The organism is Streptomyces sp. XY006, assembly GCF_002237655.1.
Taxonomy (GTDB): Bacteria; Actinomycetota; Actinomycetes; order Streptomycetales; family Streptomycetaceae; genus Streptomyces; species Streptomyces levis.
Genome location: NZ_NOKT01000007.1, coordinates 121107 through 134096, shown reverse-complemented (window position 1 = coordinate 134096; position 12990 = coordinate 121107). Strand labels below are relative to the sequence as shown.

At 70.1% G+C, this 12990-nt stretch carries 16 protein-coding genes; 12 read left to right on the top strand and 4 right to left on the bottom strand.

The annotated features are described in order from the left end of the window. Window positions 1-7: 7 nt before the first annotated feature. Window positions 8-958, top strand: a complete 951-nt coding sequence (locus tag CHR28_RS10365) for a hypothetical protein (protein WP_094053246.1) — start codon at window positions 8-10, stop codon at window positions 956-958. Window positions 959-1015: 57 nt separating this feature from the next. Further along, window positions 1016-2773: an FtsK/SpoIIIE domain-containing protein gene (locus CHR28_RS38770; RefSeq protein ID WP_094053245.1), complete on the top strand. Its 1758-nt coding sequence runs from the start codon at window positions 1016-1018 to the stop codon at window positions 2771-2773. A gap of 237 nt (window positions 2774-3010) precedes the next feature. On the opposite strand, the gene CHR28_RS10355 is transcribed toward CHR28_RS38770, so the two are convergent. After that, window positions 3011-3193: a hypothetical protein gene (locus tag CHR28_RS10355; RefSeq protein WP_094053244.1), complete on the bottom strand. Its 183-nt coding sequence runs from the start codon at window positions 3191-3193 to the stop codon at window positions 3011-3013. A 139-nt stretch (window positions 3194-3332) separates the two neighbouring features. On the opposite strand from CHR28_RS10355, the gene CHR28_RS10350 reads away from it, so the two are divergent. Next, window positions 3333-3746, top strand: coding sequence for a hypothetical protein (locus CHR28_RS10350; RefSeq protein WP_094053243.1), 414 nt, complete (start codon window positions 3333-3335; stop codon window positions 3744-3746). Window positions 3747-3936: 190 nt separating this feature from the next. Here the strand turns inward: CHR28_RS10350 and CHR28_RS10345 are convergent, their stop codons facing one another. From CHR28_RS10345 to CHR28_RS10340, 3 genes are read right to left on the bottom strand one after another with little or no spacing between them, the layout of a single operon-like run. Further along, window positions 3937-4161, bottom strand: coding sequence for a hypothetical protein (locus tag CHR28_RS10345; RefSeq protein WP_094053242.1), 225 nt, complete (start codon window positions 4159-4161; stop codon window positions 3937-3939). Continuing rightward, a complete protein-coding gene (locus CHR28_RS37695) occupies window positions 4158-4301 on the bottom strand; it encodes a hypothetical protein (RefSeq protein ID WP_179272377.1) in 144 nt (47 codons plus the stop codon). Before CHR28_RS37695 ends, CHR28_RS10345 begins: the two co-directional genes overlap by 4 nt. Then, on the bottom strand, window positions 4298-4573 hold the full coding sequence (locus CHR28_RS10340; RefSeq protein WP_094053241.1) for a hypothetical protein: 276 nt from the start codon (window positions 4571-4573) through the stop codon (window positions 4298-4300). Before CHR28_RS10340 ends, CHR28_RS37695 begins: the two co-directional genes overlap by 4 nt. Before the next feature lie 113 nt (window positions 4574-4686). Between CHR28_RS10340 and CHR28_RS10335 the strand changes: the two genes are divergently transcribed. The 9 genes from CHR28_RS10335 to CHR28_RS10290 all read left to right on the top strand — a co-directional run bounded on the left by CHR28_RS10335 (window position 4687) and on the right by CHR28_RS10290 (window position 12959). Beyond that, on the top strand, window positions 4687-5076 hold the full coding sequence (locus CHR28_RS10335; protein ID WP_094053240.1) for a WYL domain-containing protein: 390 nt from the start codon (window positions 4687-4689) through the stop codon (window positions 5074-5076). A 39-nt stretch (window positions 5077-5115) separates the two neighbouring features. Then, window positions 5116-5448, top strand: coding sequence for a hypothetical protein (locus CHR28_RS10330; protein WP_094053239.1), 333 nt, complete (start codon window positions 5116-5118; stop codon window positions 5446-5448). 44 nt (window positions 5449-5492) lie between these two features. After that, window positions 5493-5702: a hypothetical protein gene (locus CHR28_RS10325; protein WP_094053238.1), complete on the top strand. Its 210-nt coding sequence runs from the start codon at window positions 5493-5495 to the stop codon at window positions 5700-5702. 146 nt (window positions 5703-5848) lie between these two features. Then, entirely contained in the window at window positions 5849-6391 is a 543-nt protein-coding gene (locus CHR28_RS10320) for a hypothetical protein (RefSeq protein WP_094053237.1), read from the top strand. After that, the gene (locus tag CHR28_RS10315; protein WP_094053236.1) at window positions 6388-7701 is read left to right on the top strand and encodes a phage terminase large subunit; all 1314 of its coding nucleotides are present in this window, start codon (window positions 6388-6390) and stop codon (window positions 7699-7701) included. Before CHR28_RS10320 ends, CHR28_RS10315 begins: the two co-directional genes overlap by 4 nt. A gap of 262 nt (window positions 7702-7963) precedes the next feature. Beyond that, window positions 7964-9649: a phage portal protein gene (locus tag CHR28_RS10305; RefSeq protein WP_094053234.1), complete on the top strand. Its 1686-nt coding sequence runs from the start codon at window positions 7964-7966 to the stop codon at window positions 9647-9649. Continuing rightward, window positions 9646-10584: a hypothetical protein gene (locus CHR28_RS10300; RefSeq protein WP_143655813.1), complete on the top strand. Its 939-nt coding sequence runs from the start codon at window positions 9646-9648 to the stop codon at window positions 10582-10584. Before CHR28_RS10305 ends, CHR28_RS10300 begins: the two co-directional genes overlap by 4 nt. Next, complete coding sequence (locus CHR28_RS10295; RefSeq protein ID WP_094053232.1) at window positions 10574-11572, top strand: head maturation protease, ClpP-related; 999 nt, start codon at window positions 10574-10576, stop codon at window positions 11570-11572. The genes CHR28_RS10300 and CHR28_RS10295 overlap by 11 nt, the downstream gene beginning before the upstream one ends. Before the next feature lie 10 nt (window positions 11573-11582). Then, complete coding sequence (locus tag CHR28_RS10290; RefSeq protein ID WP_094053231.1) at window positions 11583-12959, top strand: phage major capsid protein; 1377 nt, start codon at window positions 11583-11585, stop codon at window positions 12957-12959. The last annotated feature ends 31 nt before the right edge of the window (window positions 12960-12990 follow it).

The following is a 12990-nucleotide window of genomic DNA, read 5'->3' as shown; positions in this document are numbered from 1 at the left end:
GACCCCGATGCCCAGCCTCTTCCGCCGCCACCCCACCCGCACCATCACCGACACCGTCAACGGCATCCCCGTCGACTACGACATCCCCGACACCACCCCCGCCCCGCCCCGGCTGCCGTTCAACCTCGACAGCCTCCTCCGCAAGGCCCTGTTCACCGCCGCGATCCTCATGACCATCGGCGCCATCGTCTGGGGCACCGTCGCCATCGGCAGCATGCTCTCCCTGCTCGCGCCCGCCTGGGCCGCCTACCTCGTCGCCGGAGTCTTCGACGCCGGATGGGCCGCCTGCCTCGTCGCCGAATGGCTCCTGCGCTACGACAGCAACCGCGCCGAACTCCCGCGCAGGGCTGGCATCGCCATGCTCGCCGTGTCCGTCGCCGCGATCATCCTCCACGGACACCGCGACAACGCGCTCCTCGTCGGCATCGTCGGCGCGCTCGTCTCCGTCGCCGCCAAGGGCGTCTGGGCTATCGGCATGCACACCATCCGCATCAAGCTCGACCCCAAGTACGAGGCCTACCTCCGCGCCCTGCAGCAGCAGGCCGGCACCGAGATGGCCCTCGCGCTGGGGGAGCGGGACCGGCTCCTGGCCGAGGAGCGCACCGTCGGAGTCCGGCTCGCGCTGGAGGCCCGCCGCCCGGCCGCCCCGCCTGTCGTCGAACCGGTGAACCGCCCCGCCGACCGCACCGTGGACCGGCCCGAACCGCAGCCGGTTCAGGCCGCTGACCAGCCCGTGGACCAGATCGAGACCACGCCTGAACCCGTCCTGATCCAGGCCACCGGCCGCGCCGTGGACCGCCCGGTCCGCCCCGAGGACCAAGTCGACGAGCTGTTCCGCCGCCTCCGCAACGGCGACCACATCACCAAGAAGGGCGCCGCGACCATCCTCGGCGTCCCGGAGTCCACGGCCTACCGACGGCTGAAGGACGCCGAGTCGAAGCTCCACCAGTACCGCTGACCGCCGCCCGGCCCCCGACCCGCTCGGGGGCCGCCCCGTCTCCGCCGGAGCCCGCCCGTGAAGCTCACCCGCGCCGACATCGCCACCAGCCTCACCACGCCCAGCATCGTCACGGGCGCCGCCCTCATCGCCGAATGGCAGTACGGCGCCACCGCGGCCGTCGTCGAGTTCGCCACCGCGGTCGCCACCGGCAACCTCGCCTGGACGTCGTTCGCGAAGAAGTGGTCACCTACCCTGTCCTGGGGCGCACTCGCCATGACCGGAGCGTTCACCCAGGCCGGCGTCACCACCATCGGCGGGATAGGCCCGACCGCATACGCGTGGCTCGTCGCCTCCGCCACCGCGGTCGCGGCCCGGCTGGTGTACAAGCACCACACGCGGCACGACGACCTGAAGCTCGACATGGAGTCCGCGAAGCTCCAGACCCTCCTGATCCGGCAGCAGATGGCCCACCACGCCCTGCTGCAGAAGACCACGCCCGAACCGGTCCAGGCCGGACCGAACCTGACCGGCCGGACCGTGGAAGAGACCCGCCTGCGGACCGTGGTCCACGAACTGTTCGCCGCTGAACTCCCGGGCTGCACCGTGGAACGGACCAAGACCGGCTGGACCGCGGTCCTGGACCTCCCGGTGAACCTGGACCGGGATCGACTCAAGACCGCGTGGTCCAAGGTCGCGAGCGGAATGGGCGTGGCCGGGGAGTTCATGCTGGAAGACGGGGCGCTCACGAACCAGCTCATCGCCCGGTTCATCGACGGCGACCCCCTCTCCACGGTGATCCCCTACGAGCGGACCAGCGGCACCCGGTTCACCGACCCGGTCCTGTTGGGCGTGGACCGGTTCCTGAACCCGGTCTGGCTGGACCTGGCCTACAACCACACCCTCGTCGCCGGGTCCAGCAAGTTCGGCAAGTCCACCCTGGTCCGGTCCATCGCGGTCCAACTCGCGGACCGCCCGGACACTGTCCTGTACGGCATCGACCTCAAGCCCGGCGCCCCGGAGCTCACCCCGATGCTGCCGCTGCTGCAGGACCTCGCCGCCACCCCCGAGCAGGCCCACGCCCTCCTCGACTGGCTCAAAGCCGAACTCGCCGAACGAGGCGAGATCCTCGCGGCCGCCGGCGACCAGGAATGGGACCCCGCCAAGCACGGGCGTCCCGCGATCTGGGTCATCGAGGACGAACTCGCCGAGCTGGTGCGGCAGGGCGACGACGGGCCCTGGAAGAAGACCCCCGCCTCGAAGAAGCAGGAGTCCCTGCTGGCCCTCATGCGGTTCGCCGGCATGCACTTCTTGTCCGCCACCCAGCAGCCCAGCAGGAAGGTGTTCGGCGGGACCACGGACGCGCGCGGCAACTACGCGAACCGGCTCTCGACCAGGATGAACGACGCGGACCACCGCCGGTTCATCTTCGGCAACACCCCAGGCTGGGAGCCCGGCAAGCTGGACCAGCCCGGCAAGTTCCTCCTCCAGTCCCCGGTCCACCAGCAGCCGGCCCCGTACAAGGGCATGTGGCTGACGGGCGACGAGTTCAAGGCGGAGGTGGCGCGGATCGGGGCGACGACGGTGCGGGCACCGGTGGGGAAGCGGCTGATCCTGCCGGTGCCCGGGGCCTCGAACCAGGAGAAGGTGCGGGCCGCGCTGGCGAAGTACGGCAACGCCACGAGGCGCGAACTGGAGCTGGCCACCGCGTTGGAGGAGCGGCAGGTACTGAAGGCCATCGAGGGCCTGAAGCCGGAGGTCGAGCGCACGGACGCCGGCACATGGCGTTTGGTGCCCGCTGAGGCGTGGGAAGCGCAGGCGGTATCCGTCCCCTGAACCGGGAGACTTCGCAGGTCAACCAGCCATTGGCCGGGTCCCCTGCCCCCTTCCCTGGCGCTGCATCCGAGGCGGCTCGGGGGAGGGGTGTACCAGCTTCAGGGGACCGCCCAGGGGACCCGCCCAGCGACCCTGGAAGGCGAGTTGACAGCGCTGCGACACTGAGAATCGCGTCAGGCACCGCGCACCCGGCCCCACTGCTATCCCCCCAGGGCAGTGGGGCCTGCGCATGCCCGGCTACTGCTCGGCCGGCTCGACGGCAGCCGCCGGCACGGGGACAGCGCGGGCGACCCAGCCGCGGCCGGTGCCGTCCGTGGGCCGCATCGTCGGGCGGGCGCCGAGGAGTTCACACAGGCGGTCGAGCTCGCGCTGGCAGGCCTCTCGGGTGCCGCCGCGCACCATGTACACCACGTCGTCCATGGTCGTCAGTGTGCCGTTACCAGATAGGCCCGGCTACCGGTTCGAGTGGATTCGGGTCACAGAACGGCGACAGCGCCTTCACGGGTCGTTCACGCAGACGGATGATGCACGCCAGCACACCGAGCCTCGTGGGGGACCCGTGAACCAGCCACCGCACTACCCGCCGCCACCGCCCGCACCGCCGCGGCCGCCCGCACCGCCGCGGCCGCCACGCTGGGGCCGGTTCACCGCCTGGACCGCCGGCGCCGCGATCGCCGCGTTCGCCATCGGCGGCGGGCTCGGCGTGTGGCTCGACGACGACACCACCACCGCAACCCCCGGCTCGTGCAAGGCCGCGCTCACCGAGAACCTCCACGAAGCCACCGAAGCCGCCACCGCCGGCAGCGAAATCTCTCCGATGCCCCCGCCTCCCGAGTGCCTCGGCGTGGATCAGGTGACGTTGGAGCGGATCACGGGCGAGGTGATCGCTGAGTACTGGGAGAGCCCGGAGGCGGACAAGCTTGTTGGGGACGCGCTGCGCCGGGCGATGGAGAGCGCCGCCGCAGCGCCGTGACGTCACCCGTTCGGGGGTAGTGACAGGCGCGGCGGGTGGGGCGTAGCGTCCTGTGCAGCGGCAGTCGTGCGGCCCGTGACCTGCACGTCCGGGCGGGGGATACGTCCCTGCCTCCCCCGCACGACTGCCGCGCCCGTACAGCGAGAGGCCCCGCACCGGAACCGGGCGGGGCCATCGTCATGCGGTGGGCTCAGGCGTCGAGCGCGCGCCGGATCGCGTCAGCCTGGGCCGCGTCCCCCTGGTCGGCGAACCATGCGGCCAGCTGCTCCATCCCGGCCCGGTCGAGGGCAACGGTCTGTTCGCCGCTGGAGTCGGTGGTGAGGCGGCTGTCGATGTCGAGTCGGGCGAGCATGGCGCGGAATGACTCGCGATCCTGCACGCCGGTGGCGGGGGTGTAGAGCTTCGGCTCGCTCATGTGCTGGGCTCCTCGTCCGGGCGCACCGGGCCCGTGCCGTCATCCCACATGCCGTTGTCGGCCTTCCAGTCGAGGTAGTCGGCCAGCCAGTCACCGCTCTGGTGTTCCAGGTGCTGAGCGTGGGTGGCGGCCGCGCTCATGCGGTCTTCTCCTCGCTGCTCGCTGGGCGTGCGAGCTTGCCCACCGTCGGGGGCCTCTTCCGCTCGACACCGAGGGCGCGGGCGCGGCGGCGGAACACCTCGGGCGTGAGCCCGGTCCACGCGGCGAGCTGACCGACCGTGGCGCCCGCCTTCAGCTCGCGGTCGGCGTACTCCAGCATCTCCGGCTTCAGTGCGCGCTCACCCTCGTAGTGGGCCTTGTAGCGGGCGAACGTGTCGGCGGCGTCTCGGGGTGGCTCGTAGTCCTTGGGCATGGCCCCAGTCTGACACAACGGGTAGCCCTACCGTAAGAGCTACGCATAGCCCTATTGACAGGGCTACACGTAGGCCTCATGCTGGAGTCATCACCACGAACGAGGGGGACCCGATGAGGCACACCAACCGCGAGACCACCACCCACACCCTCACCCGCCTCATCAAGGCCCTCGACGCCAAGCACCCCGTCACCATCACCTACATCAAGGCCGACGGGTCGGAGACCATCCGCACCATCGAGATCGCCGACATCCTCGTCACCACTGCTGGCGACATCGTCCTCCGCGCCGCCGACCGCGACACCCAGGAGATGCGCTCCTTCCGCCTCGACCGCATCCAGACCTACACCGTTCACCGCAGCACCTACACCGTCGCCCGGCCGGCCGCCGACGAGCCCAAGACCCGCCCCGCCCACGGCCTCGCCACCGTGACCGTGCTGTACCCCGTCGACTGCCCCGCCGTCGCCCGCGTCGAGCTCCTCGCCGACGCTCTCGCGGCCTGACCGACCGCCCGCGCACCACCCCGAGATCGGAGCCCCACCGTGAACGCCACCGCCCGCACCGCCCGCATCGCCCACCTCCGCGAGTCCATCGCCCGCCGCGCACTCGCCTCCGCCGGGATCACCAGCGCCCGCATCACGAACGTCCGCCGAGTCGGCACCATCTTCATCGTCGCCACCGAGGAGCCCACCAACCGCTGGGCGCCCTACGCCGTCGAGACCTTCCGCATCCCCGAGCCCGACGACACCGACCGCGACTACGAGCCGGGCGAGGCTCCGAAGATCTGGTGCCCGCTGGCCGGCTGGGTTGGCGACGGCCCGGACGAGGTGCCCGACATGCTCGCGAAGGCCATCGCCTACGCCCGCACCGCTTGACCCCCGCCATACGCTCAACCCACCGCCACCGAAAGGAACCCGCCGTGAACAAGCCCCGCGAACCGTGGCGCGTGATCCTCACCCAGAACGGGATCCAACTGGCCGAGGTCCCGCACACCAGCGAGGCCAAGGCGTTCGCGCACGTGCGAGCCGCGCTCCGCTCCGGAGCGGACACGGCCAAGGTCATGCAGTGGGCGGAGGGCCGTTGGTGGCACTTCGAGACTGTGCACGCCGACGAGATCCCGCACGCTTGACCCCGAGCACGGCCGAAGCCCCACCGCGACGCCCGACGCGGTGGGGCTTCTCCCTGCGCGCGCCCTCTGAGCCGCCACCCCGGTTGCACGCATCGTTACCATCAAAGCACGCCAACCAGTAACACCACCACCAGGGAGGGAACGCCGTGACCGCCAACGAGCCGCCCCCCAACGCCCAGCCGGACAGCCCCAGCGAGCGCGAACACCTGGAGCGGCCCCGCGACGGCAAGAACCGCTTCGTCCGCAGCATGGACAACGTCCGCCGCGACGCCGCCGCCGCCGAATACTGGGCCGAACACCGCTGCACCTACCAAGAAATCGCAGACCGGTTCGGCTACTACGACCGCTCCCAGGCCTGGCGCGGCATCCAGGCCGCGAAGCGCGACGTCGCCCTGCCTGCCGTGACCAAGCTCCGGCAGGTCGAATCTGAAGAGCTCGACGCCCTGTACGTCATGGCAATGGAGATCATCGAGCGGAACCACGTCATGGTCTCCCACGGCCGCGTCGTCTGCGGCGAAGACGGCCAACCCCTCCTGGACGACGGACCGCGCCTCCAAGCCATCCAGACTGCGCTCCGCATCCGCGACCAGTACCAGAACCTCAACGGCCTCAAGCAGCCCGCCAAGGTCGAGCACTCCGGTGGCGTGAAGTTCGAGATCGTGGGAGTCGACCCGCAGGACCTCGTGTGACCGCGACGGTCGTGCGGTACGAACCGCGCGGCGCCGCCAAGACCCTGCTGGGCGCGCGCGATCAGGAGATCTGCATCGCCGGCCCCGCGGGTACGGGCAAGTCCCTGGCGATGCTGCAGAAGGCGTTCTACACCTCGCTGATGGTGCCGAACTGCCGCAGCCTGATCGTCCGCCAGACCCACGCCTCCCTCACCGGATCCACCCTGGTGACGTTCGAGCAGCAGGTCGCCACCGCCGCGCTCGCCGAGGGCGTCGTCAAGTGGTTCGGCGGCAGCCCCCGAAAGCCGGCTGCCTACCAGTTCGCCAACGGGGCGGAGATCCTGGTCGGTGGGCTCGACCGGCCCGAGAAGTTCCTGTCCACGGAGTTCAGCAGGATCTACATCGACGAGGCCACGCAGATCAGCCTCAAGGCGCTGGAGACCCTCATCACCCGACTCCGGGGCAACGCGGACACGTACCGGCAGGTCATCCTCGCGTGCAACCCGGACCATCCGAAGCACTGGATCAAGCAGCGGTGTGACGACGGCACCATGCGCATGCTGAACAGCCTGCACCGCGATAACCCCCTCTACGTCAACGCCGACGGCAGCCTGACGGGGCGGGGCGTGGACTACATGGCCAAGCTCGACGCCCTCACTGGTGTCCGCCGCCTCCGCTTCCGGGACGGCATCTGGGCCGCCGCCGAAGGCCTTGTCTACGAGGGCTGGTCCGACGCCGTGCACGTCATCGAGCCGTTCGATGTCCCCGAAGCGTGGCCTCGGTTCGTGACCGTGGACTTCGGCTTCACGAACCCCTTCGTCGCCCAGATGTGGGCCGAGGACCCCGACGGCCGGCTGTACCTCGTGCGTGAGTGGGTGCGCACCCGCATGCTCGTCGAGGACCATGCCGAGGTGATCCGTGACCGGCTCCTCGCCGGGCATCCGCGGCCGCGCGCCATCATCACCGACCACGACGCCGAAGACCGCGCCACGCTGGAGCGGAAGCTCGGCATGGGCACCCAAGCCGCACACAAGACCGTGTCCGACGGGATCCAGGCCTTCGGCGCCCGCCTCAAGGAGCAGGGCGACGGCCGGCCGCGGCTGTTCGTGTTCCGTGACGCGCTCCTCGAACGCGACCCCGAGATGGACGCCGCCGCCCTCCCCATCGGCCTCGCTGAGGAAGTCCTCGGTTACGTCTGGGCCGTCAAGCCCGGCAACCAGACCGGGCTGAAGGAGGAGCCGGTGAAGGAGAACGACCACAGCATGGATGCCGCCCGGTACATGGTCGCCGCCCGGGACCTCGGTGGCCGTCCTCGGGTGCGCTGGCTGTGAGACTGTCGTGAACCTACAAGCCGCCGCCGAGGGGACGAGGTTGTCGTGAAGAACGTGAGGGTGCAGGTCAAGGCGCGTGTACGCAGGTGGATGCAAGCCTTGAATAAGAGTATGCCGATCCTGCTTGACATGACTGGGATCATTCTGTTGTCCGGTGCTGCCATGGTGTGGCACCTGATCGCTGGTCTCGTCGCTGCCGGTGTCGGCTGCTTCGTCCTGAACTGGCGGGTCTACGGCGGCACCTGACACAGAGGAGGGGTAGGTGGCCAGAACCCTCCTCGGCGCGCTGTCGAACGCCGCGCGCACGGCCACCACCACACCCGTCCCCTTCGCCTCCCGCGCCCAGTCACACGGCCGCCTCTTCGGCAGCAACCGGTCCGCCGAGGGCCAGATGCGCGCCATGTCCGCGGTCGGCACCCTGTTCGCGATCGTCGACCGCACCAGCAACGCCACCGCGCTGGTCGACTGGAAGCTCTACCGCAAGGCCAAGAGCGGCCGCCCGGAGGACCGGACCGAGGTCACCTCCCACGCCGCGCTCGACCTATGGAACGCCCCGAACAAGTTCATGCCGCGGCAGGAGTTCGTCGAGTCCTCCACCCAGCACTACGACCTCACTGGCGAGACCTGGTGGGTCATTGCCCGCCACCCCGGCGTGAACATCCCGCTGGAGATGTGGCCCGTCCGACCCGACCGCATCACCCCCGTCCCGGACCCCGAGACGTTCCTCAAGGGCTACGTCTACACGTCGCCCGACGGCGAGCAGATCCCGCTGGAGCTCAACGAGGTCATCCAGCTGCGCCGGCCGAACCCGCTCGACCCGTACCGCGGGCTCAGCCCGGTGCTGTCGATCCTCCCGGACCTCGACACCAGCCGGTACGCCGCCGAATGGAGCCGCGCGTTCTTCATCAACAGCGCGCAGCCGGGCGGCATTCTTCAGTTCGACGAGTACCTGTCCGACTCACAGTTCGACGAACTGCGGGAACGCTGGGCCGATCAGCACAAGGGCGTCGCGAACGCCCACCGCGTGGCGATCCTGGAGAAGGGCAAGTGGATCGACCGCACCATCAGCCAGCGCGACATGCAGTTCGTCGAGCTGCGCGGCGCCACCGCCGACAAGATCCGCGAGGCCTACGGCATCAGCAAGTCCGCGATCGGTGACTTCGAGGACATCAACCGTGCGAGCGCCCTCGCGGCGAAGGCGTGGTTCGCGGAGCAGCAGACCATCCCGCGCCTGGAGCGCATCAAGGCCGCCCTCAACCACGAGCTCCTGCCGATGTTCGGCCGCGCCGCGGAAGGCCTGGAGTTCGACTACGAGAACCCGACGCCGCCCGACCCGGAGACCGAGGCCGCCACGCTGACTGCCCGGGCGAACGCGGCGAAGGCGCTCGCCGAGACCGGTATGTGGGCGCCGGAGGGCATCCTGTCCGCGGTCGGCCTGCCGGAGATGCCAGCCGCGGCCGCGCAAGGCGGCGACGGCAGCATCAGCCCGCGCGAGCTGGGCGACATGATCCAGTCAATCTACCTCGGCGTCGACACCGTGCTCACCTGGGAAGAGGCCCGCGACATCCTCAACCGCGCCGGCGCCGGGCTCGACCTCAACGTGCCGCCGCCGGCGCAGCTCGCCCGCCGCGGCCGGACCCCGGCGAAGCCCGACGCCGCGCCCGCCGAGGACGACCCTGCACCGGAGCCGACGGACACGTGGTCGGAGACCGTGGCCGGGCTTGCTGGTGAGGACATCGAGGCGGCCATGCGGTGGCAGGCGGTCGCGGTCATCGACGACAACACCTGCCAGCCCTGCCGGGACAACGACGGCCAGCTCTACCGCAACCGCGCCGCGGCCTTCAAGGACTACCCGGGCGGCTCCGGCTACGTGCACTGCACTGGTGCGGAGTACGGCAACGAGTGCAGGTGCCGTGTGGTCAAGCGGCGTCAGGGCGGTGACGCATGAGCATCATCACGCCCCAACTCGGCCGCTCCGTAAGGGCTTTGACCTGCGGAAACGGTAGAATCGGACGTATCAACAATGGACCCCGGCGGGTGCTGGAACACCCCCGGGGCATGGCCGACCTGAGAGAGCAGATCGACATGACCTACGTTACCCCTGCCTGCGCAAAACCCACCCCTGGCTACCCCCAGGGGCGCACCGGGACGATCGCCGGGTACGGAGCGCACCGCCACGCAGGCGAACCCGTATGCGAGTCCTGTGCCACGGCGCGGCGTCGGATCCGCGCTGAAGAGAGGGCACGCTCCCTCGCCTGCTTCCCCGGCGGCATCCAGGGAACCCTCGACGGCTACAAGGCGCACCTCGGCGCCGGGCAGCGCCCGTGCTCGGACTGCCGTCGCGCCCTTGTCCCCGAGCCCGGCTTGGCATGCGCACTCCCCACCCTCGACTTCCCTGGCGGACGCACCGGCACGGCTGCTGGCTACCAGGCGCACTACGTGCACGCCGAAGAAGCCTGCGCACCGTGCGCGGCTGCGCACGCCGGGAAGTGCCAGGAGCGTCACCGCAGTCTGTCCGAGGGCGAGAGGGAAGTCGTCCGGGTAGCGAACAGGGTCGCGACCAAGAAGTGGCGGGAGCGGAACCCGGGCGAGGCCCGCGAGGCAGCTCACCGCGTCATCGGCCGCAACCGCGCTGCTGTGCGGGCAGCGAAGAACCAGCCGTGCACGGACTGCGGTGTCCGCTACCCGTACTACGTCATGGAGTTCGATCACCTCGACTCCGAAACCAAAGAGTTCAACGTCAGCGCGGGCATCACACGGGCGAGCTACGAGCGACTCATGGCCGAGATCGCCAAGTGTGAAGTCGTGTGTGCGAACTGCCACGCCGAACGAACCCACCAGCGGAAGCAGGCCCGGAAGGGGGCACAGGCTGATGCCGTTTGACCCGTCCAAGATCCGGGCGAGGATCGCGTCCGAGAAGAAGCCGTACAGCATCCGTAACCTCGCAGGCGGCGAGGCCGACGTCATGCTCTACGGCGAGATCGGCTGGCTCGGCACCACGGCCGACGAGTTCGTCGCGGACATCAAGGCGCTGAGCGCGTCGCAGATCAACCTGCACCTGTCGAGCCCTGGCGGTTCGGTATTCGACGGAATTGCGATCATGAATGCGCTGCGGGCGCACCCCGCGCCCGTCACCGTCTACGTCGACTCCCTCGCCGCGTCGATCGCCTCGGTCATCGCCATGGCAGGTGACCGAATCGTGGCCCGGCAGGGAGCCGAATTCATGATCCACGAAGCGGCCGGGCTCGCCGTCGGAAACGCCGACGAGATGCGCGAGATGGCCGAACTCCTCGACCGCCAGTCCGACAAGATCGCCGGGATCTACGCGGCCCGCGCAGGCGGCAGCGTCGAGGACTGGCGCGCGGCCATGAAGCGCGAGACGTGGTTCAGCGCGCAGGAAGCCGTGGACGCTGGCCTCGCGGACGAGGTCGACGCGCCGACCCGCGAGAGCGAGCGCGCACCCGGCGAACTGGCCGTGGCCGCCTCCTGGGACCTCTCTGTCTTCCGGTACGCCGGTCGCGAGCAGGCCCCTGCACCGGAGCCGGTGGCCCTGGAGCGGGAGTCGCACACGCTGTCCGAGGACATCCGGTCGCTGATCGGCGAGGAGATCGCCGCGCAGCTCGCCGCCGCAGTGGCCCCGCCCGTCGAGGACACGACACCCGTCGAGCCGGTCGCTGAGACCACGCCCGTCGAACCCGCCCCCGAGGAGCCGACCGCCGAGCCGGAGCCGGAGGCGGCCGCTGAACCCGTAGACGAGTGGGCGGCCATGGTCGCTCACCTCTCCCAGCCCAAGCCTGACCCGTGGGCCGCGCTCGTGGCCCGCTTCACCCACAGCACGTCGGCGGCCAGCTCGGCGACGGAAGCAGCCTGAAGGAGGCAGCATGGCAACCCCCACGATCCCGAGCAACGCCGCCGAGCTGGCGGAGATGCTCGCCGACCCGACCAAGGCCAAGGACGTCGTCGAGACGCCCGAGGACCTGACCAACTTCATCATCGAGTACGCCAACCGGCAGCAGGGCGACGGCAGCGACCTGCAGCGGCAGATCGACGAGGGCGTCCAGCGCGGCATCGCCAACATGCTCCGCGACGCCGGCGCCAAGGGCGACCGCGACGAGATCAAGCGGCTGAACCTGTCCCCGGAGAACGGCGCGCGTCTGGACGCGAACGGCAACCGGGCGAACATGCTCACCTCGCACCGGCAGGCCACCGCGTACAACCCGGCCGCGCCGGGCGCCGCGGTGGACTCGCACTTCTCCAACGCCATCGACTACGTCCGCAACATCTGGCACAAGAACGTGGCCGCGGACGCCGACAAGCTCGGCGCGCTCCGCAACGCCGCGAGCAGCGTCTCGCCGGCCGACGGTGGGTTCCTGGTCCCGGAGTCCCTGCGCAGCCAGCTGCTGGAGATCGCGCTGGAGCAGTCCATCGTCCGGCCGCTCGCGACGGTCGTGCCCATGGAGTCGGCCCGCGTGCCGTTCCCCATGATCGACTCCACCACGAACAACGGCAGCGTGTTCGGCGGCATGGTCGCCTACTGGGGCGAGGAGGGCGCCGAGTTCACCGACTCGAACCCCAAGTTCGGCCGCGTCACCCTCGACGCGAAGAAGCTGACCGGCCTGAGCGCGGTCCCGAACGAGCTGCTCCAGGACTCCATCACCTCGTTCTCCGCGCTGATCGAGCGTCTGTGGCCGCAGGCCCTCGCGTTCGAGGAGGACGCGAAGTTCATCTCGGGCACCGGCGTGGGCGAGCCGCTCGGCTGGCGCGGCGAGGGCAACGCGGCCGCCGTCGCGGTCACCCGCACCACGGCGAACCAGATCAAGTACGACGACATCGTCAACATGTACGCCCGCATGCTCCCCTCGTCGCTGTCGCGCGCCGTGTGGACCTGCGCCCCCGACGCCCTGCCCCAGCTGCTCAAGATGAGCCTGTCCGTCGGCACCGGCGGCAACAGCGTCTTCGTCGTCAACGCCACCGGCCCCGCCCCGATGAGCATCTTCGGTCGGCCGCTCATCATCACCGAGAAGGGCGGCACGCTCGGCTCCCGCGGCGACCTCGCCTTCACCGACCTGGGCTACTACCTCGTCGGTGACCGCCAGACCATGACCGCCGACTCGTCCACCGACTACAAGTTCGGCTCGGACAAGACGACGTTCCGCATCATCCAGCGCGTCGACGGCCGCCCCTGGCTGCAGTCCGCCATCACCCCCCAGAACGGCTCCAGCAACACGCTGTCCCCGTTCGTCGAGCTCGCCGCCTGACCCGGCTGCACCGAGACAGAAAGGACCACCT